At 71.3% G+C, this 22,854-nt stretch carries 20 protein-coding genes and 1 pseudogene; 10 read left to right on the top strand and 11 right to left on the bottom strand.

The annotated features are described in order from the left end of the window. Positions 1-47 precede the first annotated feature (47 nt). A complete protein-coding gene (locus tag PV350_RS00465) occupies positions 48-815 on the top strand; it encodes an SDR family NAD(P)-dependent oxidoreductase (protein WP_500332461.1) in 768 nt (255 codons plus the stop codon). 103 nt (positions 816-918) lie between these two features. Here PV350_RS00465 and PV350_RS00460 read toward each other — a convergent pair whose 3' ends face one another. Then, positions 919-1,845, bottom strand: coding sequence for an oxidoreductase (locus tag PV350_RS00460; protein ID WP_499509943.1), 927 nt, complete (start codon positions 1,843-1,845; stop codon positions 919-921). Between the two features lie 173 nt (positions 1,846-2,018). Between PV350_RS00460 and PV350_RS00455 the strand changes: the two genes are divergently transcribed. Next, positions 2,019-2,435, top strand: a complete 417-nt coding sequence (locus PV350_RS00455; RefSeq protein WP_499509944.1) for a MerR family transcriptional regulator — start codon at positions 2,019-2,021, stop codon at positions 2,433-2,435. Between the two features lie 113 nt (positions 2,436-2,548). Then, positions 2,549-3,619, top strand: coding sequence for a hypothetical protein (locus PV350_RS00450; protein ID WP_500332460.1), 1,071 nt, complete (start codon positions 2,549-2,551; stop codon positions 3,617-3,619). A 188-nt stretch (positions 3,620-3,807) separates the two neighbouring features. Here the strand turns inward: PV350_RS00450 and PV350_RS00445 are convergent, their stop codons facing one another. Together PV350_RS00445 and PV350_RS00440 are read right to left on the bottom strand one after the other, a co-directional pair. Then, complete coding sequence (locus PV350_RS00445; RefSeq protein ID WP_500332458.1) at positions 3,808-4,344, bottom strand: dihydrofolate reductase family protein; 537 nt, start codon at positions 4,342-4,344, stop codon at positions 3,808-3,810. Further along, entirely contained in the window at positions 4,341-4,928 is a 588-nt protein-coding gene (locus tag PV350_RS00440) for a helix-turn-helix transcriptional regulator (RefSeq protein ID WP_499509947.1), read from the bottom strand. Before PV350_RS00440 ends, PV350_RS00445 begins: the two co-directional genes overlap by 4 nt. A gap of 218 nt (positions 4,929-5,146) precedes the next feature. On the opposite strand from PV350_RS00440, the gene PV350_RS00435 reads away from it, so the two are divergent. Both PV350_RS00435 and PV350_RS00430 read left to right on the top strand, forming a co-directional pair. Further along, the gene (locus tag PV350_RS00435) at positions 5,147-6,142 is read left to right on the top strand and encodes an oxidoreductase (RefSeq protein WP_500332473.1); all 996 of its coding nucleotides are present in this window, start codon (positions 5,147-5,149) and stop codon (positions 6,140-6,142) included. Between the two features lie 156 nt (positions 6,143-6,298). Next, positions 6,299-7,531, top strand: coding sequence for an alkene reductase (locus tag PV350_RS00430; protein WP_500332457.1), 1,233 nt, complete (start codon positions 6,299-6,301; stop codon positions 7,529-7,531). A 79-nt stretch (positions 7,532-7,610) separates the two neighbouring features. Here PV350_RS00430 and PV350_RS00425 read toward each other — a convergent pair whose 3' ends face one another. Then, complete coding sequence (locus PV350_RS00425) at positions 7,611-8,372, bottom strand: hypothetical protein (RefSeq protein ID WP_500332456.1); 762 nt, start codon at positions 8,370-8,372, stop codon at positions 7,611-7,613. 146 nt (positions 8,373-8,518) lie between these two features. Here PV350_RS00425 and PV350_RS00420 point away from each other — a divergent pair, with 146 nt between their 5' ends. Next, on the top strand, positions 8,519-9,106 hold the full coding sequence (locus PV350_RS00420) for a TetR/AcrR family transcriptional regulator (protein ID WP_499509950.1): 588 nt from the start codon (positions 8,519-8,521) through the stop codon (positions 9,104-9,106). Positions 9,107-9,176: 70 nt separating this feature from the next. On the opposite strand, the gene PV350_RS00415 is transcribed toward PV350_RS00420, so the two are convergent. Beyond that, positions 9,177-10,049 carry an alpha/beta fold hydrolase gene (locus PV350_RS00415; RefSeq protein ID WP_499509951.1) on the bottom strand — a complete coding sequence of 291 codons (873 nt, stop codon included), beginning with the start codon at positions 10,047-10,049 and terminating at the stop codon, positions 9,177-9,179. Between the two features lie 251 nt (positions 10,050-10,300). Here PV350_RS00415 and PV350_RS00410 point away from each other — a divergent pair, with 251 nt between their 5' ends. Both PV350_RS00410 and PV350_RS00405 read left to right on the top strand, forming a co-directional pair. Then, complete coding sequence (locus tag PV350_RS00410; RefSeq protein ID WP_500332455.1) at positions 10,301-11,317, top strand: aldo/keto reductase; 1,017 nt, start codon at positions 10,301-10,303, stop codon at positions 11,315-11,317. A gap of 101 nt (positions 11,318-11,418) precedes the next feature. Continuing rightward, the gene (locus tag PV350_RS00405) at positions 11,419-12,207 is read left to right on the top strand and encodes a class I SAM-dependent methyltransferase (RefSeq protein WP_500332454.1); all 789 of its coding nucleotides are present in this window, start codon (positions 11,419-11,421) and stop codon (positions 12,205-12,207) included. A gap of 38 nt (positions 12,208-12,245) precedes the next feature. Here PV350_RS00405 and PV350_RS00400 read toward each other — a convergent pair whose 3' ends face one another. From PV350_RS00400 to PV350_RS00390, 3 genes are all read right to left on the bottom strand, one after another. Beyond that, positions 12,246-12,641 carry a VOC family protein gene (locus tag PV350_RS00400; RefSeq protein ID WP_500332453.1) on the bottom strand — a complete coding sequence of 132 codons (396 nt, stop codon included), beginning with the start codon at positions 12,639-12,641 and terminating at the stop codon, positions 12,246-12,248. An 80-nt stretch (positions 12,642-12,721) separates the two neighbouring features. Continuing rightward, positions 12,722-13,309 carry a TetR/AcrR family transcriptional regulator gene (locus PV350_RS00395; protein WP_499509955.1) on the bottom strand — a complete coding sequence of 196 codons (588 nt, stop codon included), beginning with the start codon at positions 13,307-13,309 and terminating at the stop codon, positions 12,722-12,724. Between the two features lie 320 nt (positions 13,310-13,629). Continuing rightward, positions 13,630-14,295 (bottom strand): TetR/AcrR family transcriptional regulator, encoded by a 666-nt coding sequence (locus PV350_RS00390; RefSeq protein ID WP_500332452.1) that lies wholly within the window; start codon positions 14,293-14,295, stop codon positions 13,630-13,632. 117 nt (positions 14,296-14,412) lie between these two features. Between PV350_RS00390 and PV350_RS00385 the strand changes: the two genes are divergently transcribed. Further along, positions 14,413-15,435 carry an NAD(P)-dependent alcohol dehydrogenase gene (locus PV350_RS00385; protein ID WP_499509957.1) on the top strand — a complete coding sequence of 341 codons (1,023 nt, stop codon included), beginning with the start codon at positions 14,413-14,415 and terminating at the stop codon, positions 15,433-15,435. Between the two features lie 110 nt (positions 15,436-15,545). Here PV350_RS00385 and PV350_RS00380 read toward each other — a convergent pair. After that, a pseudogene (locus tag PV350_RS00380) lies at positions 15,546-15,809 on the bottom strand (SpoIIE family protein phosphatase); the annotation flags it as partial. An 879-nt stretch (positions 15,810-16,688) separates the two neighbouring features. Continuing rightward, positions 16,689-18,335, bottom strand: coding sequence for an alkaline phosphatase D family protein (locus PV350_RS00375; protein WP_499509958.1), 1,647 nt, complete (start codon positions 18,333-18,335; stop codon positions 16,689-16,691). A gap of 401 nt (positions 18,336-18,736) precedes the next feature. On the opposite strand from PV350_RS00375, the gene PV350_RS00370 reads away from it, so the two are divergent. Beyond that, positions 18,737-19,990 (top strand): DUF418 domain-containing protein, encoded by a 1,254-nt coding sequence (locus tag PV350_RS00370; protein WP_499509959.1) that lies wholly within the window; start codon positions 18,737-18,739, stop codon positions 19,988-19,990. Between the two features lie 103 nt (positions 19,991-20,093). On the opposite strand, the gene PV350_RS00365 is transcribed toward PV350_RS00370, so the two are convergent. Then, positions 20,094-22,655, bottom strand: coding sequence for a Pls/PosA family non-ribosomal peptide synthetase (locus PV350_RS00365; protein ID WP_500332471.1), 2,562 nt, complete (start codon positions 22,653-22,655; stop codon positions 20,094-20,096). Between the last annotated feature and the right edge of the window lie 199 nt (positions 22,656-22,854).

Here is a 22,854-nt window from a genome sequence, read left to right as displayed (position 1 = left end):
GCATCGCACACACGCACCCGCACACCGCACTGACCAGGAGCACTCCCATGACACCTCTTCTTGACGGCAAGATCGTGCTGATCACCGGCACCGGCGGAGGCATGGGCCGCGTCGCGGCCCAGTTGTTCGCCAAAGAAGGCGCCAAGGTCGTCGGAGCCGACATCAACCCCGACGCCAACGAGGAGACGACCGAACTCGTCCGCCGCGCGGGCGGCGAGATGACCGGCATCGCTCCGGTCGACCTCACCGACCCCGAGCAAGTGCGGCGCCTCGTCGAAGGTGCCGCGGCCGCCTACGGCGGGCTCGACGTCGTCTACAACAACGCCGCCTCGTTGCGCTTCGGCCCGCTGCCCGACTTCTCCGTCGAGGACTGGCACGCCACCATCACCGGCGAACTCGACATCCCCTTCTTCGTCTCGGAATTCGCCTGGCCCCACCTGGTACGCCGCGGGGGCGGCGTCATCATCAACGTCGCCTCCATGGCCGGCATGATCGCCGGGGAGAACCCCCCGATGGTCGGGCACACCGCTGCCAACGCCGGCGTCATCGGCATGACCCGGCAACTCGCGCTCGAAGGCGCCCCGCACGGGATCCGCGCGGTGGCCATCAGCCCCGGCCCCGTCCTGACCCCCGCCAGCGACCGCGACCTCGGCGACAACCAGGCCGCCCGCGACGCGATCACCGGCAAGACCCTCCTCAAGCGCTTCGCCCGGCCCGAGGAGATCGTCGACCTGGCCGCCTTCCTCGCCTCCGACCGAGCCTCCTACATCACCGGGGCGAACTACGCCGTCGACGGCGGCGCCAGCGCCTGGTGACGCGGCACGTCCGGCCCCACCCCTGAAGCTCCGGGGTGGGGCGGAGCACGCGCCTGCCCGGCTCGCGGCCCCAGCGGGCGTACCGCGGATGGCCCGTACGGACTCAGGCGGTGTGCCAGCGGACGCCGGTCAGCTGCTGCGAGCGCTCCCACAGCCGGCGGCCGAGTCCCGGGTCCTGCGCCGCCGCCGACAGTTGCACGGGGACGGGATGCCCGGATCGTCCGCCCTTGCCGTCAGGGCCGATGTAGGAACCTGCGGCGAGATCGGGCTCGGTCGCCGCGTAGAGCTGGGGCAGGGCCCCCATCTCCGGACTCTGCGCGAAGAGCCTGCCGGACACGCGCATGACGATCCCCACGGGCCCGGTGCCCTTGCTCTGCATCGGCGTGTTGCTGTAGCCGGGGTGCGCGAGGACGCTGGTGATCGGCGACGGTGACGACCGCTCGCGCCGGGCGAGCTCCACGCCGAAGACCGCGTTGGCCAGCTTCGAGGCCGAGTAGGCGGCGAGGGGCGTGTACTTCCGCGACCACGCGACGTCGTCCAGGTCGAGTTCCCCCTTCTCGTGCATGTACGACGTCACGGTGACCACCCGCGGTGCCGGCGACCGGCGCAGCGCCGGTTCCAGCAGCGCCGTGAGGGCGAAGTGGCCGAGGTGGTTCGCGGCGAGGTGGCGCTCGGCGCCCTGCGCGGTCACGGAGTGCCCGACCATGGAGATGCCCGCGTTGTTGACCAGTACGTCGACGGACTCCCCCTCGCCGATCTCCTCCGCCGCCCGGCGGATCGAGTCCACGTCCAGCAGATCGACCCGGCGCACCGCGACCTCGGCCCCGGGATACGCCCTGCGCAGCGAGGACGCCACCGCTTCCCCCCGTGCGGTGTCACGGACGGCGAGCAGTACCCGGCCGCCGTGCGCGGCGAGTTCGCGCGCCGTCACCAGACCGAGACCGCTGGTCGCGCCCGTCACGACGAAGGTGCGGCCTTCCTGTGGGGCCATTCGGTCAGCGGTCCATCCCTTGCTGGAGCCTGTCGGCATCGTTGATCTCGCATTCTTCTTGACACGGTCCCGGTCACCCCGCGCCGGCAGCTCCGGGGCCGTGCAAGAAGCTAAACCTTTCCATTAGTGTGAAGGTCAAGCGGCGACCGGATCGCCCACGGTGCGACGGCGAGGCGCACCGTCCGTACGGATGCCCAGCCAAGGAGGGCGATGTGAAGATCGGGGACCTGGCCGAGAAGACGGGTGTCGCGCCGCGGCTGCTCCGCTACTACGAGGAGGTCGGCATCCTCCACCCCTTCCGGAGCGCCAACGGGTACCGCAGCTACGGCGAGCCGGCCGTCGACCGCGTCCTGCAGATCCGCGAACTCCTCGAAGCCGGCCTGACGACGGAGATGATCCGCGAGGTCCTGCCCTGCCTCGATGCCGCGAAGGAGGGGACGGACGTCCGGTCCTGCCCGGCGGCCAAGGACCTGGACGGACTGCGACGTCAGCTCAGCAGCATCGAGCGACGCATCGAGGTGCTGCAGCGCAACCGGCACGCGATCAAGGCGTACCTGCGCGCCTGGGAGGACGCCGGTGCCGCGACGCCCGCGGCCTCCGAAGAGGTTCCTGGCGCGGTCGCGGGGTGACCGGCGGCGACATGCCGCGAACCGCCGCCGACGATGTCTCCAGGGCACACCTAGGGTGCCGGACATGATCACCGGCAGGGCGCCGGGCTGTTCGGAGCCTCGTGGGGGTTGGGATGTTCTGGCGGAACAAGAAGCCTGACGAGCGGGCGCAGTGGGAGCTTGATCCGCTGGTGGGTGTGGGTCCGCTGCGGTTCGGGATGAGTCCCGACCAGGTCAAGGCAGCGCTGGACGGGGCGGACGTCCACGTGTCACGAAGCAGGGAATGCACCTTGTCCTGGCAGCGGTACGGGGACCTGGGGGTGACCGCGATCTACGGGCCGGGGACGCGGCTGGCCGCCGTCGCGATCCAGGCGCACGACGGTCCGCGGGTGCGGCTGCGGGACATGGAACTGATCGCCCGAGCCCCGTCCGAGGTGCGCGCGGGCATCCACGATCTCGCCCGTGACGAGGGAGTGGAGGTCCGGGTGAACTGGAGCGGTGATCCCGAGGTCGCCGCGTGGGGCGTCTCCATGGGCACCGCACTGGAGTGGGGGGAGGATCCGCAGGGGTACGCGGTGCGGAGGGACGCGGTGATCACCGACGCCCTGCTCGTCGGCCCGGAGCTGGCCGAGGACCCGTACGGGGCCGATCCGGTCATCCGATGGCGGGACGTCCGCGAACGGGAGACGAACCCGGGGGCATGGCCGGTGAGGGCCGAGCAGGACAGACCGCAGTGGGGCTTCACTCCGCTGGAGAGCGTCGGTCCACTCCGTTTCGGGATGCTCCCGCAGCAGGTCGTGGCCGCCTTGGGCGGCGAGGTACCGGCCGAGCGGCAGGGCCACTATCCCTGGCCGGTCCACCAGAAGGCCGGGCATTGGTACCTGGGTGAGGACCGGTTTCACGACGCCGGGGTGACCGCCCACTACTGGCACCAAGAGGGGTTCCCCACCTTGGCGGCCGTGACCGTGCACGGACGAACCGGCCCACAGGTCACCTTCGACGGACTGGAGTTGATCGGCAAGACGCTGTCCGCAGTCGACACGGACCTGACCCGGTACATCGAGAAGCAACGGGTCGACCTGCTCATCGGCTGCAGCGGCGACCTGGGACCGGACGGGGCCCATATGTACGTGCGGGCCGCCAGAGCCGGGGACACCGTGGTCAGCGAGGCCCGGTTCTTCGTGGAGGACTGGGACGACCACTGATGCCCCACGAGCCGCCCGCGGCCGTGGGGCGCCATGACGCGACGGCCTGCGCGGCGGCGAAGGAGCTGGACGGCGATCCGCTCCGCTTGCCGGCGAGGCACGTCGTCGCGGCGTCGTCGCGGCGTCGCCGGCTCGAACCGCCGACGCCGTGACGGGATGCCGACCCGGCGGATGCACTGCCGGCGGCGTCAGTCGGCGCGCCCGACGCCGCGATCGGGTGCGCTCATGTCCCCCGTGCCGGGCGTGCCGTCGGCGAGCCCGTAGCGCAGGTACACGGTGCCGGTCGGGCTGGCGGCGGGCGGTTCGAGGAGCGTGACGTTCGTGGGGACCGCGCCGCCGTCGAACACCTTCTTCCCGACGCCGAGCACGATCGGGTGCACCCAGAGGTCGAGACGGTCGAAGAGCTTCTCACGCAGGAGGGTCTGCACCAGGTTCAGGCTCCCGACGACCTTCACGTGCTCGTGCCGGTCGCGGATCTCGCGCACCGCGCCGGCCAGGTCCGGGCCGAGCTGCGTGGACCCGGCCCACGAGAGGTCGGGCCTGCCGCGGGAGGCCACGTACTTCGGGACGCCGTTGAAGAGCGTGGCGATCTCGCCGTCCTCGCCGCCCTTCTGGTGCGGCCAGTAGGCGGCGAAGATGTCGTACGTCCGCCGGCCGAGCAGCAGGGCGTCCGTGCCCTCGTACGCGGCACCGACCTGCGCCCCGCGTCGTCCGCCGTCGTTCACGCCTCCTCGGCACCCTCGCCGATCAGGTGCGCCGGCGAGGCGGCGACCTCGCGCCAGAAGCCGATCATCATGCGCTCGAACCGCAACCCCACCTCGACCGTCGCCCGCTGGGGCGAGCCCGCGGGCAGCAGTCCGGAGGTGACGAGCTGCCGGTACTCAGCGAGTTGGCCCTCGTGGGCCTGGATCTGCTCCGCGGCGAGCCGGCTGATCGCGTCCACCGTGTCCGCGTCGCCGGGAGCGTCGGCGTCACAGGCCTGGGGCTGGAAGTACAGCCTCAGCAGCCCCTCGTCGTGGATCTCGGTGATCGCCCGCGTCGGGGCGGCGAGCCATCGGCACAGCTCGCGTCGCCCCTCGTCGGTGAGTGACAGGGTGCGGCGATGACGGCCGCCCTCTTCCTGGTGCTCGACGACCAGTCCGCGCCGCACCAGCCGTCCGGCCTCCGCGTACAGCTGCGAGCGGGGGAAGACCCAGAAGTACCCGATGCTCTGGCGGATCCTCTGGTCGAGTTGGTAGGGGGTCGCGCCGTCCTGCCTACTCAGCAGGCCGAGCACGACGTAGGCACTGACCGGCAGCGCGGTCGGCATCGCTGTCTCCCGATTCGGACCATCTGGATCTCAATATTCCGGACATAACCGTCCATACCGTACCGTGGAATGTGACGGTTGAGAGACCGACACGACCGGCGCAAGCCGCACCGATGGACGCCTCACCTGGCGCGATGACGTCCGGGTGTTCGCCCGGTACCCACTCCCCCATCGCTCCAGCAGGAGGCACTTTCGTGAGCACCACCTTGTTCGAGCCCATGACCCTCCGGTCACTGACCGTTCCGAACCGGATCTGGATGGCCGCCCTGTGCCGGTCCACCGCCCCACCGGACGGCGACCAGGCGGGCGTCCCGGACGACGGGCACTTCGCGCACCTGGCGGCCCGCGCCACCGGCGGCACCGGGCTCATCCTCACCGAACCCACCGCGGTCAGCCCCGAGGGCCGGACCGGCCCGTACGACCTCGGCATCTGGAACGACACCCAGGTCGAGGCCTTCCGCCGGATCACCGCGTTCCTGAAGTCCCAGGGCACCGTGCCCGGCATCCAGCTCGCCGCCGGGCACCGGGACGCCACCGAGGGGACCTGGGTGGACCGCAGGTTCCCCGGCGCCCCCGGCAGGCAGTACGGCTGGGCGCCCGGCGGTCCCATCGCCGTCCCGTTCGGCACCGGCTCCACCACACCGGAACAGCTCAGCACCGAGCAGATCGGCCGGATCGTGGCGGACTTCGCCGCGGCCGCCCGGCGCGCCCTGGACGCCGGCTTCCAGGTCGCCGAGATCCACGGCCTCCACGGACACCTCATCAACCAGTTCCTGTCCCCGCATAGCAACCGCCGCACCGACGCCTACGGCGGGGACTTCGCCGGCCGCACCCGCTTCGCCCTGGAGGTCGTCGACGCCGTCCGCGCCGTGTGGCCGCAGGACCTGCCGGTCTTCTTCCGCACGTCCGACCCCGACTGGCCGGAGGAGATCACCGACGACACCCTCCGCCTCGCCAAGGAGCTGCAGGCCCGGGGCGTGGACCTGATGGACGTCTCCACCGGCGGCGACCGCGTCCGCAACCGGACCGGCATGCCCGTCGCCGCCGTCGGCCCCCTCACCGGGCCGGCCCAGGCGGCGCAGGCCGTCGTCCGCTCCGGCGAGGCCGACGCCGTCCTCCTCGGCCAGGAGTTGCTGCGCGACCCGTACTGGGCACTCCGCGCGGCCACGTCGCTGGGCGGGAGGGTCAACACCCGCCGGTACCAGGCGGCGTAAGTCACGGCTCGGCGGCCGGGACGCAGATCCGACGGCCGCACCGTCCGGCGAACCGCCACGTCCCCGGCGTCACGCCTCCAGGCCCGGCAACCGCCTGGCCTGCACCTTCACCACTCCTCACCCCCATCCCCATCCCCATTGCCCGGAGAAGAAACCATGCACAACAGCCCCCTGTTCGACCCTGTCCAGCTCGGCGCCTTGCCGCTGTCCAACCGCTTCGTCATGCCGCCGATGACGCGCAGCCGCTCCTTGCCTGACGGCAGCCCCGGCCCCTCCGCGCAGCTCTACTACACCCAGCGCGCCTCGGCCGGACTGATCATCACGGAGGGCACCGTCGTCTCCGCCGAAGGTGTCGGCGGCCCCGGCATTCCGGGCCTGTGGAGCGACGCCCAGGTCCAGGGGTGGAAGCGCGTCACCGACGCGGTGCACGCCGCGGGGAGCACCATCGTCACGCAACTGTGGCACACCGGCCGCGCCTCGCACCCCGTCTTCCAGCCCGAAGGCAGGACCCCGGTCGGCCCCTCCCCCATCGCGATCGACGGCCTGGTCTTCACCGACGAGGGCCGCGTGCCTTTCATGACGCCGCGACCGCTGGAGATCGACGAGATCCAGGCCGTCGTCGCCCAGTTCGCCCAAGCCGGCACGAACGCGCTGGCGGCCGGCTTCGACGGTGTGGAGGTCCACGCGGCCAACGGCTACCTGATCGACCAGTTCCTCCAGGACAGCGCCAACCGGCGCACGGACCGCTACGGCGGGAGCGTCGAGAACCGCGCACGCCTGCTGCTGGAGGTGGTCGACGCCCTGGTCGAGACGGTGGGGGCGGACCGCATCGGCGTCCGCATATCCCCGAGCAGCGTCTTCCAGGACATGACCGACTCCGACCCGGAGGCCCTGTTCGGCCACGTCGTGGACGAGCTCGCCGCTCGCGACCTCGCGTACCTGCACCTGGTGGAGCCGGGCATCGTCGGCAACGACGACTCCACGGCCGAGCGCCGGCCGGCCGACACCATCGACAGCGCCTGGGCCCGCAAGCGCTACCCGGGCCGCCTGATCGCGACCGGCGGCTACGCACGCGAGGAGGCCCTGCGCGCCGTGGAGAACGGCACCGTCGACGCCGTCGGCTTCGGCCGCGACTTCATCGCCAACCCCGACCTGCCCGAGCGCCTGGCCCGCAACGCGGAGCTGCGCGAGGCGCTGCGGGCCACCTTCTTCGGTGGTGACGACCGCGGCTACCTCGACTACCCCTCCCTCGAGGCCGAGCGCCTCCTCGCCGAACTGCGCGGGGGACGTCTCGAGCCGGTGCCCGGCCTGGAGCTGAACTCCGAGACGCCGCCGGACACATGGCACCTGGCGTGGGCCCAGCAGCAGCACAGCGCCGCCCGGGACTGACCCGGGCGGATCCCGCACCCGGGCGGGGCGCCGAGCGCGGCGCGCCCCGCCCGGGTTCCGGGTGCCGGCACCGGGTCCTTCAGCCCGACGACGCCTGGCTCAGCTTCTTGATCTGGGCGTCGATGACCCGCCGGGGGACCTCGGTGGGTTTGCCGTCCACGCCGAAGAGGTTCGAGGCGAACGTCGTGACGGTCGTTCCGCTCCGCACCACCACGTAGGTGAAGACGACGGAGTGCGCGGGGCCCATGTCGTCCGCGGGCATGTCGAGCGTCATGCGGTACGAGAGCGCGTCGTCCCCCAGCGAAGGATCCGGCAGCTTGTGGATGTGCGAGTACGTCCAGCCGGTGACCGAGGACCCGGGTGGCGCGAACTTCGTGCAGGTGTCCAGCGCACCGCGCAGTTCCGTCATCACCTTGACCGATTCCTGCTGCCGGTAGGAGTTGAGCGCCACCGTCGTGGACGACGTGTCGCCCTCATCGGACGTGCGACTGACGATCTTCGCGACCTGCCACACGGGCTGGTACCTGCCGACGAACGCGGTCATGTCGTTGAGCGGTTTGCACCGCGCGGGGGCGGGAGCGACCGGGCCCACCACCGGCTGACCGGCCCCGACGTCGCCCACCACGGGGCCGACGCTGAATCCGTCGACGTCCCCCGACCCCAGAGCGGTCCGCTCCAGTTCCCGGTGACCCAGGACCTTCTCGGGTGCCGCGGCCTGCCTCGCGGGGTGCGAGGCCCCCGCACTGTCCCGGCCCCCGTCCTCGCCCCCGTGCCTGCATCCGACAACGGCCACGGTCAGCACGCACACCGCCGCGGCTGCCCGCGCCACCTCTCTGCCCACGTTGCCCCACCCAGTTCCCAAGACGCACCGGCACGGAGCGGCAGTCCCGCAGGCACCGGCGATGAACAGCGCATGCTCCCACGCGGGTGGCGCGACAGCAATGAGATCCACACCCGGAAGTAGAAAGACCGTTCTATGCTGTAGCCATGTCGAACGTTACGGACGCATCCGCGCCGGTCCGCCGCTCCGAGGCCCGTGAGCGGTTGCTGAGCACGGCGAACCGGCTCTTCTACGGCGAGGGCATCCGGGCCGTGGGGGTGGACCGCGTCATGGCGGAGGCCGACGTCGCCCGGGGCACCTTCTACCGGCATTTCGCCGGCAAGGACGACCTGGTGCGCGCCTACCTCGAGGCGACGGATCAGGAGATCCGGGACCGGATCACCGCGGCGCAGGCAGGCATCGGTTCGCCTTCCGGCCTCCTCGCCGCCGTGGCGCACGGCATCGGTGAGGAAGTGTGCGGCGCCGGGTTCCGGGGCTGTCCGTTCATCAATGCCACGGCTGAGTACCCGGACCCCGAAAGCCCCGTCCACCAGGCGGTGCTGCGACACCGCGCCTGGTTCCTCCAGGTGCTGCAGGAAGCCTTCCAGCGGCTCGGCTCAGCCGATCCCGCACGGTCGGCCGACGCCATGATGGCCATGCGGGACGGTGCGATGGTGGCCGGCTACCTCGGCGACGCCCGGGCCGCGGGCGCCGTCTTCGAGCACGGGGTCGCCGTGCTCATGGCCGCGGCCTGAGTACGGCTCCTGCACACGGTGCACGGCCCCCTCCCGCAGGTGCCGGGAGGAGGCCGGGGGCGGGGGTGGGTCAGCGCGCCGTCGCGGCCTTCTCGACGAGACGCGTCACGGCCTTGGGGTCGGTCAGGTGGACCGCGTGCGGGCCGTCGACCTCGATGGTGCGGGCGTGCGCGCGCGAGGCCATGAAGCGCTCGGCGGCGGGGGGTATCGTCCGGTCGCCGCGGGCGACGAGGTACCAGGAAGGGATGGTCTTCCAGGCCGGAGTCACGGCCGAGGGCTCGCCGACGGCCTGCGCGGTGACGGGGCGCTGCGTCGCGGCGAGCGCGGCGGCCTTGCTCTTGCTGACGCGGTTGCTGAGGAAGACGTCGCGGAACTTGTCGGGCTTGATGTAGAGGTCGACGCCGGTGCCGCCGTCGGCCTGGGTGAAGGGGACCGCGTTCAGGGCAGTGGGCAGCGGGGCGTCGGGGTCGTCGCTGAGGTGGCTTCCGGGGAACTTGCCCACCAGGTCCGTGACGCTCTCGCCCTTGTCGGGGGCGAAGGCGGCGACGTAGACGAGTGCCTTGACGTTGGGGTTGCCGGTGGCGGCATTGGTGATGACCGCGCCGCCGTAGGAGTGGCCCACCAGGACGACCGGGCCGTTGATCGTCTTGAGGTAGTCCGCGAGGTAGGCGGCGTCGCTGCCCAGACCGCGCAGCGGCGTGGCGGGGGCGGTGACCCGGTAGCCGTCGGCCTGCAGGCGCTTGGCGACGCCGCTCCAGCCGGCGGAGTCCGCCCAGGCACCGTGGACGAGGACGACGGTCGGCTTGGGCTTCGGCTTGCCTGCCGGCTTGGCGTGATGGCCCTGGGTGGCCGAGGCGGTCGTGGCCAGTCCGGCGGCCAGGGCCAGGCCGACCGCGCCGACGACGGCGAGACGGACGGGGCGAACGGGACGACGGTGGGACATCGCTACTCCTTCAGTGGTGCGGGCGACAGACGCAAGTAGATAGAACGTTCTATCCACCTAACTTAATGTGCGACTTCCACCGCGGGCAATCAGGAGCCGGGAGTGGTGGGTCACATCACGGAGCGTGCGCGGCGCGGGATCGACCGCCGCATGCTCCGCACTTGCTTGTCCTCAAGTGAGGACTTACCTTTGTCCACACCCGAGGACATCGTGTCCTCACTGCTCGCAACGGCAGAAAGGTCGGCCCCGCCATGCCCATCCCTGTACGTCACCTCGGTCCCGCCGAACTCGCCGTCGGCGCGGTCGGCTACGGCGCCATGAGCTACGCCAACCCCTACGGGCAGTCCGGCTACGACCCCGAGCGGGCCGCTCGGGAGATCGTCGACCGCGCGCTCGAGATCGGCGTCACGCTCTTCGACACCGCCGAGGGCTACGGCGACAGCGAGGAGATCCTCGGCCGGGCGATCGCCGGTCGCCGCGACGAACTCGTGCTCGCCACCAAGTTCGGCATCGTTTCGGGTCCGTTCGGCGGGGCGGAGGCGCGGATGGACGGGAGCCGCGGCTACATCCGCGAGGCCGTCGAGCGCTCCCTCAAGAAGCTGGGCACCGACCACATCGACCTCTACTACCAGCACCGTGTCGATCCCCGGACGCCGATCGAGGAAACCGTCGGCGCGATGGCCGAACTCGTCGCCGAGGGAAAGGTCCTGCATCTCGGCCTCTCCGAAGCCGCACCGGACACCCTGCGTCGCGCAGCGGCCGTACACCCGATCACGGCGCTGCAGACGGAATGGTCGCTGTGGGAGCGCGGAATCGAATCCGAGATCCTGCCGCTGTGCCGGGAACTGGGCATCAGCATCGTTCCGTACAGCCCGTTGGGCCGCGGCGCGCTGACCGGCACCATCACCTCACGGGACAGTCTGGCGGAGAACGACCACCGCCGCGGCCTGCCCTGGTACTCGGAGGCGAATTTCGACCGCAACATGCAGACGCTCCAGGCGGTTCGCGACATCGCCGAGCAGCACGAGGCGACCCCCGGGCAGGTGGCCCTCGCGTGGCTGCTGGCCAAGGCCCCGGACGTCACCCCCATCCCGGGTACCCGCCGCGTCACGTTCATGGCCGAGAACGCCGCGGCTGCCGAACTGACCCTGACCTCGGAGCAGTTCGCCACACTCGATGCCCTCACCGTCACAGGGGACCGGGAGGCGGCCTCCGCGATGACCGCGACCAACTGGTTCAACGGCGTCACGCCGCCGGCGCGGCACTGACCCCCCGGGCGTCACAGGGCTACGCGCCGTCGACGTCTCCGACGTGCCCGTCATGCCTCGGACCAGGAACCGAACTGTTGCGGGCCGACGTCCCTCGCACCATGACTTCTGACGAGCAGCAAGGGCACGCGAGCCTCAACGGGCGCACCTCGCCGTCCGCCGTGACGATGGATCCGCCGAAGGTCAACGACTACACCAGCTTCGCCGAGGCGTACACGAGTGAGAACGAGACCAGCCTGATCAACGCCTACTACGAGCGTCCCGCGATGCTGGCCCTCGCCGGGGAGGTGGCCGGCCGGCGGATCCTCGACGCCGGCTGCGGCGCCGGGGCCCTGTTCGCGGCGCTGCGTGACCGTGGCGCCCTCGTGAGCGGCTTCGATGCGAGTTCCGGGATGCTTGAGCTGGCCCGGCGCCGGCTCGGCGAGGGTGCGGACCTGCAGGTGGCCGACCTGGGCAGTCCCCTTCCCTACGCCGACGACACGTTCGACGACGTCGTCGCGTCCCTGGTGCTGCACTACGTGGAGGACTGGGGGCCGGCGCTGGCCGAGCTGCGGCGCGCACTCAAGCCCGGCGGCCGGCTGATCGCGTCCGTCGACCATCCCTTCGCCATCGCCACCATGCACCGCGAGGCCGGCCGCGCGGCCGAGCACGGCTACTTCGACACCACCGCCTGGACCGACGAGTGGACCTTGGGCGGCCGGACCGCCCTGATGAGGCTCTGGCACAGGCCACTGCATGCGATGACCGATGCGTTCACCGCCGCAGGCTTCCGGATCACGGCCATCAGCGAGCCGGATCCCGACCCCGCCGCCCGTGAGCTGTTCCCCGAGGCCATCGCGGCCCAGCCCCGCTTCCTCTGCTTCCTGTTCTTCGTCCTGCAAGCGGACTAGGCCATTTCCCTCGGATCTGATGATCCGAAGTAACCGGCCTAGTCCTGCGGTGCCAAGGTGCGCAGGACGTCGATCTCGTTGCCCTCGGGGTCTGCCATGACCACCCAGTTCCGGTCCGGGCCCTGGCCCACGTCGACCTTGACGGCGCCGAGACCGAGCAATCTGGTCACCTCGTCCTCGGTGCTGCCGTCGATCGGGCTGACGTCGAGGTGAAGCCGGTTCTTGACGGTCTTGTCCTCGGGCACACGGATGAACACCAGGGTGGGCGGCATCTGGCGGGCCCGGACATCCTCGACGGTCGGCACCCACGAGCCGATCTCGACCTTGCCCTCGCTCCGGTCGACGACCTTGAAGTCCAGGACCTCGCACCAGAAGGCCGCGAGCCTCTCCGGATCGTGGCAGTCAACGGTCAACTCGGTGAACCTGCTTGTCATGCTTCTCCCAGATAGTGCGGACGGGGCTCAGCGTAGGTCGCCCGCCCGACGGATCCGAGATCTTTTCTCCGGTGACGCGGTCAGCGGACGGGCCCGGGGGCGACGGCGACGGCGTCGAGCGCCTTGTGGAGGAGGGGGACCAGGTCCTCGGTCTCCGGCTGGTTGAGCTGTGTGTTGCCGAGGATCAGGCGCGTGAGCAGGACGCCTGAGCAGATGGCGACCAGGAGCGCGGCGCGCCCGGCGGTCCGTTCGCCGGGCAGGGCGCCGGCGAGGACATGCTGGTAGTTCTGTTCGATGACGTCCCGCATGATCTCCGCCGCCCGCGGGTTCGCCGCGGAACGCAGGGTCAGCAGCAGCCCTTCCACGGCGGACTGATCGGAGTCGAGGAGGAGCGCGCGGGCCGCCTCGGCGTTCAGCTCGGGCGTCATCATCAGCGACTTCTGGTACGCCAGGTCGACCACTTCCGCGAAGAGCTTCTCTTTGGACCCGAAGTAGCGACCGATCAGCCGGGGATCCACTCCGACGGCGCCGGCGATCTCCCGCACGCCCGCACCGTCGTAGCCGTGCTCGACGAAGAGTCGCCGGGCGGCCTGGAGGATCGCCGCCCTGGTCGCAGCGGCGTCCCTCCGTCGGGTGGCGGCCGGCTGGACACCGTCATCGTCATGCATGCGCCCAGGATACGGAGTGCCCCGGGGTCCACCGCGTGCGTACGTCCACGATCGCGGACATGGCTTCCCGAGGATTCACGGCCCGACGTCACAGGACGCCCGGCTGTCCGGTCTCACCGTATGCAGGCTGACCTGGGGCCGGAAGTCCGTGCCGGTGCCCGGGCCGCCTGCACCCCGGCACGGGGGACCCGCGCTCCGGGCTCTACGCGAGGCAGAGGCCACGAGCCCGGCAGAACGGCCGGGCGCCCGCTCCACGGCGGTGGGGCGGGCGTCCGGTCCCGGGGACCCGCCCGCCCATGCCCGAGGGCCGGCCCGCCTCGTCAGCCCGCCGCTTGCTGCAGGCCGTTGAGGATGAGGTCCAGTCCGGATTCGAACTCGTCGCTGTAGGAGTACCCGGGACGCATGACGTGAGCGGTCGCGATCTCGGTGAGGTACGGGTACTCACCGTCGCCGAAACCGCTCATGATGGAGTCCGCCAGTTCGGCGGTCTCCTCGGGGGTGCCGAAGGGCAAGGTCTTTTCCTGCAGGGCGAACCCGTAGATGTAGCTGTCCAGGACCGAGACCGCGTGGGCGGTCAGGGTGAGGGAGAGCCCGCCCTGACGCAGGCAGCCGAGAACGGCGTCGTGGTGACGCAAGGTGGCCGGGCCCGGGGTGGACCGTGACTCCATCAGCCCGATCGCCCACCGGTGGCGGGACAGCGCGAGGCGCATGGAGATCGCCCGCTGCCGCATCGCCTGTCGCCAGTCGCCACCCGGCGTGGGCAGTTCGACTTCGCCGAAGACCAGGTCGACCATGCCGTCGAGCAGGTCCTCCTTGTTGGCGACATGGTTGTACAGGGACATCGCCTCGACCCCGACGGCCTCGCCCACCTTGCGCATGCTGATCGTCTCCAAGCCGCCGGCGTCGGCGAGTTCGACGGCGGCATGCACCACCCGCTGCCGGGTGAGCGTCGTGCGGGTGGGCTGCGGGGTGGTGCGTCGGGTCACGGTGGGCGGTCGCTTCCTCTCATGGGCTCCCAGCGTTGACGAGTTTACGCCGTAAGTGCTGTACTTACGGCGTAAGTACAGGGGGAGGCGGGATCGGGAGCAGTGATGATGCGGAACATGAGCGAGCCGATCCCACCAACCGGTGGGATCGAGACCATGCCGGCCGTCGTCCAGGAGCGTTACGGCCCCGATCCTGAAGGCGTGCTGCACATGGCACGGCTCGCCCGGACCGGCATCGGTCCAGGCGAGGTACTGGTGCGGGTGCGTGCCTCCAGCGTGGACCGTGGCACCTGGCACATGATGGCCGGACTGCCGTACGCGATCCGGCCCGTGAGCGGGTTGCGGAGGCCGAAGCTCCCCAACCCCGGTCGCAGCGTCGCCGGTGTCGTCGAGGCGGTCGGCACCGACGTGACCGGGTTCGCACCCGGCGACGCGGTCTACGGCACGGCGGTCGCCGCGTTCGCCGCATACGCCGCTGCCCGTCCCGACAGGATCGCCCCCAAACCGAGCGGACTCACCTTCGAGGAGGCGGCGACGGTACCCGTCAGTGCGCTCACCGCGCTCCAGGCGGTTCGCGACAACGGCAGGGTCCGCGAAGGCCAACACGTCCTGATCACCGGAGCCGCCGGCGGCGTGGGCACCTTCGCCGTCCAACTGGCCCACGCCTTCGGCGCCCAGGTCACGGCCGTCGCCGGCACCCCCAAGCTCGACGCCGTAGCCGCGCTGGGCGCCGACCACGTCATCGACTACACGCGCGAGGACTTCCTCGCCGGCCCGCGACGCTACGACGCCATCATCGACATCGCGGGCCATCGCAGTCTGCGGGATCTGCGCCGCGCCCTCACACCCCGCGGCAGACTGGTCATCACCGGCAGCGAGACGAACGGCCGCTGGCTCGGCGGCACCGACCGGCAGATCCGTGCACAGGCACTCTCCCCGTTCACCGGCCGGCACCTGGGCACCTTCATCGCCTCGGAGCACGCCGACGGGCTGCGCGACCTGACCGCCCTCATCGACGCAGGCACGCTCAGCCCGGTCGTGGACCGCGTCTACCCGCTCGCCGAGACCGCCGCAGCCGTCCGGCGCCTCCTCGACGGCCGCGTCACGGGCAAGCTCGCGCTCACCGTGCCCGCCGAGTGACACCGTGGGCCGGCGGGGACAACACGCCATCCACCGGAACTCGTGAACACCGGGCTTGATCCCCTTCGGCGGAGGCACGTCGGCCCATCGGGCCAAGTCGCAGCCGCGTTGTGGGTGGCGTGCTGGATGAGGTTGTCGGCGAGGGCGTCCATGGTCTGGTCTTCAGCGTGTGCGAGGTGGTTGGCCAGGTCGGCGATGGTGTCGTCGATGTCGGTGCCGGGAGTCTCCACGAGCCCGTCGGTGTACAGCGCGAGTGCCGCTCCCGGCGGCAGGGGGATCTCGGTCGTCGGGTACGTGGCGGCCGGATCGATGCCGAGGAGCAGGCCGGGGGGCAGCTCGAGGGGTTCGGTGCGGCCGTCGGGCCGGCGCAGCAGCCAGCGCCTCGGCCCGCCCGGGGATACGGGACGACCACCGGGACAGCGCCCGGGGCTGGGCGCCGGCAGGAGGGGGGACCCGCGGTCGGCGGCCTGCTGCAGGAACAACCCGGCGCGGCAGGAGAAGACGTTCATCGCATCGCGTTCCTGCAGGTCCAGCTTGGGCGGATCCCGGGCGGGCCACAACAGAACGAGCGCACCCCACACGATCGTGCCGTGCACCATCGGCGCCGCAGCCACCATGAAGTCGTACGGCAGCAGCAGCCCCGTCCGGGGATAGCGCAGCGCCACCTCCTCCTGACTGCCCAGCCACACCAGACGCCGCTCCCGCACGGCCTCCGCCATCAACTCCGGGGAGTCCAGCGGGACCCGCGCCCACGGAGCGGCAAGGCGCACCGGCGCCCCCGACACCACCGCCAGGTGCAGCACCCGCTCGCCGGGCACCAGCAGGTACACCAGCCCCACCGATGCGCCCGTGTCCAGGACGACACGCTCCAGCGCGGCGTCGAGCTCCTCGGCCCCGAGCCGGGAGGCCGCTACGGAATCGGCACCCGTGGACATCGCTCACCCACTCCCACCGGCGGAAGCAGCCGCCCGCGGGCACCCCACGCGGCCTCCGGTCGCCTCCGCCCAGGCCGGCCGAGGCCTCCTCCGCCCACACCGAACGTCACCCATATCTGGAAAACATGCCCGTATGGCCCTACCGGCACCTCAGCTCGCTCCGGCGAAGCCTGGCGACCCCGATCGGCACCTGCGGAACGCGCCGGCGCATCGCGTCGATGTCCCTCGGTTCCGCCGTCGGGCGGCCGGGCCGAACGGGAGCGGGACCTCGGGGAACGTCCCCGGGGTCCCGCTGCGTACTGCGGCCTTCTCAGAGGGTCAGGCGGGCGTGAGTCCCGGGTTGCCGGCCTCGGTGACGAAGGAGGCGGCCGTGGTGATGGGGGCGCCGGGCGTGGTCACCGCGGACACGGTCTTGAAGTCGGCGCGCGCCGCGTCCTTGCCGAGGGTGACCACGGCGTACCCGCGGCGGCCGTTGTAGAACTTCAGGTGCGGGTTGGCCTGCAGGTAGGTGGCCCAGTTGGACGGCTTGTCGGAGCCGTCCTTGCCGCTGGTGATCGAGCTGGTGACGATCTCGGTGCCGAGGGTCTTCGAGGCCGGGTCGTCGAAGTCCTTCTTGATGTCGAAGCCGTAGTGGACGTGGACGTCGCCGGTGAGGACGACGAGGTTGTCCCGGCCGGCGGACTCCCAGCCGTCGAGGAGGCGCTGCCGGGAGGCGGGGTAGCCGTCCCAGGAGTCCATGGAGACCTTGAAGTCCGGTGTCGTGCGGTCCTTGCGCTGGGCGAAGGTGACCTGCTGGGGGACGACGTTCCAGGTCGCCTTCGAGGTGCGCCAGCCGTCGACGAGCCAGCGCTCCTGGGTGGTGCCGGTCATCGTGCGGGCCGGGTCCTGCGAATCCGGTCCCGGGACCTGCCAGCCGTCGCCGTACGCCTGGTCGGAGCGGTACTGGCGGGTGTCGAGGACGTCGAACTGGGCGAGCCGCCCGAACTGCAGGCGCCGGTAGAGCTGGGCGTCGGGGCCGTGCGGGAGCTGCCGGCGCCGCAGCGGCTGGTTCTCCCAGTACGCGCGGTAGGCGGAGGCCCGCCGCAGCAGGAACTCCTCCGGGGGCACGTCGTTCTCGGGAGTGCCGTCCGCGTAGTTGTTCTCGGTCTCGTGGTCGTCCCAGGTGACGACGAAGGCGTGGGCCGCGTGGGCCGCCATCAGGTCGGGGTCGGACTTGTAGAGGGCGTACCGGAGCCGGTAGTCGTCCAGCGTGAGGGTCTCGCGGTTGAAGACCTCGGGCAGGACGCGGTCGGTGTAGGCGCGGGCGCCCCCGGTCGCGGTGACCGCGTACTCGTAGAGGTAGTCGCCGAGGTGGAAGACCGCGTCGAGGTCCTCGTCGGCCAGGTGGCGGTAGGCGGTGAAGTACCCGTCGTGGTACGCCTGGCAGGACACCGCGGCGAGGCGCAGCTCGGTGAGCCGGGCGCCCTTCGACGGGGCGGTGCGGGTACGGCCCACCGGGCTGATCCACTGGCCCACGCGGAACCGGTAGTAGAGGACGCGGTCGGCGTCCAGGCCGCCCACCTCGACGTGCACGGCGTGGTTGTACTCCGGGTGCGCGTCGACGGTGCCGCGCTTGGTGACGCGGGTGAAGCGCTCGTCGTGGGCGAGTTCCCAGCGGACCTTGAAGCGCTTCTGGGGCAGGCCGCTGCCGGTCTCGTAGGGGCGGGGGGCGAGCCGGGTCCACAGCAACACCGAATCGGGCATCGGGTCGCCCGAGGCCACGCCCAGCGTGAAGGGGTTCTCGGTGATCTGCACGGCGCTCGCCTCGGCCGCCGCGGCGGTGCCGCCGAGCGGGATGTTCGCGGCGAAGGCCAGCGTCGCCGCCGCCCCGGTGACGGTCAGGAAGCGGCGTCTGTCCAAGCGGCGTACGGCGTCACGCAGTTCGGCGGAGTGTCCGGACGGAGAAGGTGATGCGGAAGGCTGCATGTGGGTGCGCAATCCCTGGCGTGCGGAGTACGGCCGTGAGGCCCGGTTGGTGCTGCCAGGGCATTGCAGTTGTGCAGGGCGGCGTGCAGTTGCCGGATGGTTGGCGCGTACATTGCTGGAGGGTGACCGTTGGCCCTCCCCGTCACCTCGGGGCCCGCCCTTCACGGTTCCCGCACGGAACGGCCATTCCCGGAGGGTTGCCCGTCGCGGCGCACCCCCGGACCCCGGGGGTCGGAGCGGCGTCGCAGCCCTCAGGGACGGCCGCGTTCACCGGGAGCCTTCGGCCACCGGGAACGTCACGACGGCGGGACGCGGGGGCGCGCGGGCCCAGCCACTTGGCGGGGGGAATCCCGACACCCGCCGGATGGCGTGCGACCGGTGGCGTCACAAGTCTGGGGCGCATGACTCACGCAGCACCCGTCGCGGCCGAGGACTCGCCGCCGCTCGACAAGAAGGTCCCGGCGGCCCGCTCCCCCTTCCGCCCGGCGGGGGCGGGGCGGTTGATCGGTGTCGACCTCGCGCGAGGTCTGGCCATCCTGGGGATGTTCGCCGCGCACGTGGGTCCCGATCCCTCGGTGGGCGGCCCGCTCGGCTGGGCGATGGAGCTGGCCCGGGGCCGGTCCTCCGCGTTGTTCGCCCTCCTCGCCGGGTTCGCCCTGGTCCTGCTCACGGGCCGGCCGGAGCCGCGTACCGGCCGGGCGGGACGGCAGGCCATCGGCCGCGTGCTCATCCGGGCCGGCCTGCTGATCGTCCTCGGGTACCTGCTGACGGACCTGGGCACGTCCATCGACGTGATCCTGTCCTACTACGGGCTCGCCTTCCTCCTCGTCCTGCCCCTGTACCGGTTGCGGGCCCGCACGCTGGCGCTGATCGCGGCGGCCACCGCGCTCGTGCTGCCACAGGTCCTGTACGTACTGCGGGTCGCCGTCGACAACGGCGGCTGGAGCGACACGGTGATCGCACACGATCCGCTGGCCCGGCTGACCGGCTCGGACGGATTCCTGGAGCTGCTGGTCACCGGGGACTACCCGGTGCTGACGTGGGTGTCCTTCCTCATCGCCGGGATGGCCGTGGCCCGGCTCGACCTGCGGCGGCCCGGCGTGCACGCGAAGGTCGCCGTGTGCGGGGCGGTACTGGCCGTGCTCGGCTACGGCGGCTCCTGGCTGGCCCTGCACCTGGCTCCCGGCGCGCGGGCCGCGATCAGCGCGGCCACGGACGGCGCTCCAACGGCCTCGGCCTGGTGGTCGGACGCGCTGTCCCAGGCGTACGGGGACCAGGTCGTCGACACGCCGTCCTGGTTGCTGGTGGCCGCGCCGCACAGCCAGACGACGTTCTCGATCCTCGGCAACACCGGGGGCGCGCTCCTGGTGCTGGCCGCCTGCCTGGCGGTGGTCGAACGGTCGGCGCGCGTGCGGTGGGCGGCCACGCCCGTGATCGCCGTGGGTTCGATCTCGCTGACCGCGTACGTCGGCCACATCGTCGCCATCAAGGCCCTGGGCGTCGACGACCTGCCGGACTCCGCCGCCCTACCGGTCCTGCTCTCCTTCGCCGCGGCGGCGATGGTCCTGGCCTTGGCCTGGACACGGATCTTCCGGCGAGGGCCACTGGAGGTCCTGATGCACGCGGCCACCACCCCGGCCCGGCTGATCACCTGAGCGTCAGCGGGGCCACAACGGGTGTGCGGGGACGGTCCGGCGCCGTCCCCGCACACCGCCGCCGGGGTCAGGTGGTGCTGGGTGTCTGCCGCGGGCGGGCGACCTAGCCGTGCTGAGCGGCGACGGCGGCAAGCGTCTCCTGGTTGCCCGGCCTCGCCTCAGGACCGCCTGACGGCGGGGTGCGCCGGGCACCCGGCAGCTGGTGGACGGCGGCGGCCTTGCGGGCGGGGTTACCGCCCCACTCCTCACCGGAGGGGACTTCCTCGCCCTTCATCAGGAAGGAGTCGGCGGCCAGCACGGCCCCGTCGCCCACAGTGGTGCCGTAGTGGACGAATGCCCCGACCCCGAGGGTCACACCGGCGCCGAGCCTGGCGTGGTCGGACTTGAAGGCGCCGTCCTCCTGGGAGTGGCACTGGATGACCGTGCCGGTGTTGAGGGTGCAGCCGTCGCCGATGGCGACCAGGCCCCGTTCGATCAGGGAGCAGCCGTCGTCGAAGACCCTCCGGCCGATCCTGACGCCGAGGAGCCGCCAGACGACGTTCTTGAACGGGGTGCCGTTGAAGAGCTGCATGTACCGGTGGGTGGTCAGCTTCCAGAAGCGCTCGTGGCGCCAGAAGGACGGCTCGTAGATCGAGCAGTACAGGGGCTTCAGCGGCCGTACGCGGGTGACGACCCGCTCGACCAGCGCGTAGTAGGCGACGGTGAACATCAGGGTGATCGGGCCGACCAGGGCGACCGGCGCCACGCCGTGGACGTGGTAGAGGTCGACGGCGGTCATCGCCACGAGGGCGACGACGTAGAAGTGGAACCACCGCATCAGCACGTACAGGAGCGCGGTGCGGGCATTGTGCCTGTTCTTGCCTGCCAGGCGGCGCCGCCGCTCCTCACCGGTGGCGAGGTGGTCGAGCCGCTGGTCACGGTGCACGGTGCGCGGGATCTCGAAGCTCGGCGAGCCGAGCAGGCCGACGCCTTCCCGCGTGGGGCCGTCGACGGGGACCATGACCTTCGTCGCGAGCAGGCAGTCGTCACCGGCGCGGCCGTGCGCGGGGTAGACGATGTTGTTGCCGAGGAAGCTGCCCGCGCCGATCGCCGCCGGCGAGAGGCGGAAGGACGTGCTGGAGAAGTCGGCGTTGATGACGGACAGGCCGTCGGCGACCATCGTGCCGTTGCCCACCTCGCACAGGTACGGAGTGTCGTGCTTGACGAGCGAGCCGAAGTTCGAGCCCGTCTGCTCGACCCGGCGCAGGCCGTACCCGAGGCAGCGCAGGTAGTGGACGATGGCGGAGCTGTCACCGAAGAGCAGCACGAAGAACCTGATGTTGGTCATCCGCGCGAGGGCCCGCTGGACACCGTGGTGGAAGCCGTACAGGGGGTAGCTCCTGCCCGGTTCGATCGTCCGGTGGAGCAGGCGCGGCAGGGCGTTCACCGCCACCAGGGAAGCCAGGAGACCGCCGAAGAAGGCCACCAGCGAGGCGGTCAGTGCGTCGATGTGGAACGCGGGACTGGTGAAGGCGTGCTCGGGGGCCGACACCACGTCCAGCTGCGGCAGGGCGGCGGACAGCAGGGCGAGACCGCCCACCGCCACCGGCAGGTACAGCCCGAGCAAAAGCGCCAATTGTGCGGCCGTGTAGAGGGCCTTGCGCAGACTGCCGCACGCGAGCGGCTCGACGACCCGGAAATCGGTGCCGCTCGGCTGGGCGGGGGAACCGTGCCAGGAAGCGCCGGTGGGAACGGCCTGGCCGCTGTGGAGCGCGGAGGCGTGGGCGAGCCGGGCGCCGTCGCCCATCGAGGTGTCGATGTCCAGGACGGCCTGCTCGCCGACCGTCACGTTCCGGCCGAGCGTCACCGCACCGGTCTCGATCATTCCGGCACGGGCGCGGTAGCAGGAGAAGAGCGCGTCCTTGCGGATGACGGTCCCCTGCCCGACGGTGAGCAGGTCCGTGCACACCGGCACATGGTGCGAGAGGACCACGCTGTCGCGTCCGACACGCGCTCCCAGCGCCCTCAGGTAGAGCACGTACAGCGGGGTGCCGGCGAACAGACGCATGGGGCTGGTGCGGATCAGGGCCTTCACGCACCAGAACCGCAGGTAGGTGAGGCTCCACACGGGGAAGCGCCGTGGCCGGAAGCGCCCCATCAGGATCCACTTGGCGGCGACGGGCAGGGCGCAGAGGCCGGTGAACCCCGCGTCGGCGCACAGCACGGACCGCAGGTACACACCGGCGAATCCCGAGCCGTCCCGGATCCACTCGTATCCGCGGGTGAGCGCGAGGGCGGCCACGAAGGACATGCCGAGGAACGCGAGCAGCTGGAGCGCCCCGCAGAGCACGTACCGCGCGGTGCCCGCCGCGACGGGCACCGCACCGGGTACGCCGGCGCCTGATCCGGCCGGAGGCTCTTCGGGCCTTTCCGCCCGCGGCTCCAGGGCGGCGGCGAGGCCGCGGATGGTGGGATTCCGGTAGACGTCCTTCATCGAGACGGTGGGCAGGTCGTCGCGCTTGCGTACGCGAGCGCAGAAATGAGCCATCAGCAGAGAATCCGCGCCCAGGTCGGTGAAGAAGTGACCGTCTGCCGGTACCTGCTCGGTTCGCAGGACACCCGCGAGAACTTCGGCAAGAAGTGTCTCGACAGGAATTTCCTCTCCGGATCCCGAAGCGCCGGCCACGCTCTGCGAGCCGGCCGAAGCCGCAGTGGACTGCTCAAAGTTGTTGCAGGTCACGGCCGTTCCTCCTGCCCGTGGGGACAGGAGGAGCTCGCGGATCGTGGCTCGTGATTCCAGTGCATGGTCGTTCACCCACAGTCGGTGCGGTCTGCAGCCGGGATTCCTCCGGGGCTACGGGCCGCGATATCGGGTCGATGGCAGA

Origin of the sequence: Streptomyces sp. PA03-6a (genome assembly GCF_033792765.1) — a bacterium.
In the GTDB taxonomy this organism is placed as follows: Bacteria; Actinomycetota; Actinomycetes; order Streptomycetales; family Streptomycetaceae; genus Actinacidiphila.
The sequence above is the reverse complement of the archived record's forward strand: the minus strand, read 5'-3'. Positions and strand labels throughout refer to the sequence as shown.

Bases quoted from the DNA above. Each gene is read 5' to 3' on its own strand.
- PV350_RS00450 (WP_500332460.1), top strand. From the start codon at position 2,549: ATGTTCTGGCGGAACAAGAAGCCTGACGAGCGGGCGCAGTGGGAGCTT.
- PV350_RS00395 (WP_499509955.1), bottom strand. From the start codon at position 13,309: ATGCATGACGATGACGGTGTCCAGCCGGCCGCCACCCGACGGAGGGAC.
- PV350_RS00415 (WP_499509951.1), bottom strand. From the start codon at position 10,049: ATGTCCCACCGTCGTCCCGTTCGCCCCGTCCGTCTCGCCGTCGTCGGC.
- PV350_RS00375 (WP_499509958.1), bottom strand. From the start codon at position 18,335: ATGCAGCCTTCCGCATCACCTTCTCCGTCCGGACACTCCGCCGAACTG.
- PV350_RS00440 (WP_499509947.1), bottom strand. From the start codon at position 4,928: ATGCCGACCGCGCTGCCGGTCAGTGCCTACGTCGTGCTCGGCCTGCTG.
- PV350_RS00435 (WP_500332473.1), top strand. From the start codon at position 5,147: ATGACCCTCCGGTCACTGACCGTTCCGAACCGGATCTGGATGGCCGCC.
- PV350_RS00420 (WP_499509950.1), top strand. From the start codon at position 8,519: ATGTCGAACGTTACGGACGCATCCGCGCCGGTCCGCCGCTCCGAGGCC.
- PV350_RS00400 (WP_500332453.1), bottom strand. From the start codon at position 12,641: ATGACAAGCAGGTTCACCGAGTTGACCGTTGACTGCCACGATCCGGAG.
- PV350_RS00465 (WP_500332461.1), top strand. From the start codon at position 48: ATGACACCTCTTCTTGACGGCAAGATCGTGCTGATCACCGGCACCGGC.
- PV350_RS00430 (WP_500332457.1), top strand. From the start codon at position 6,299: ATGCACAACAGCCCCCTGTTCGACCCTGTCCAGCTCGGCGCCTTGCCG.
- PV350_RS00385 (WP_499509957.1), top strand. From the start codon at position 14,413: ATGAGCGAGCCGATCCCACCAACCGGTGGGATCGAGACCATGCCGGCC.
- PV350_RS00460 (WP_499509943.1), bottom strand. From the start codon at position 1,845: ATGCCGACAGGCTCCAGCAAGGGATGGACCGCTGACCGAATGGCCCCA.
- PV350_RS00410 (WP_500332455.1), top strand. From the start codon at position 10,301: ATGCCCATCCCTGTACGTCACCTCGGTCCCGCCGAACTCGCCGTCGGC.
- PV350_RS00405 (WP_500332454.1), top strand. From the start codon at position 11,419: ATGACTTCTGACGAGCAGCAAGGGCACGCGAGCCTCAACGGGCGCACC.
- PV350_RS00370 (WP_499509959.1), top strand. From the start codon at position 18,737: ATGACTCACGCAGCACCCGTCGCGGCCGAGGACTCGCCGCCGCTCGAC.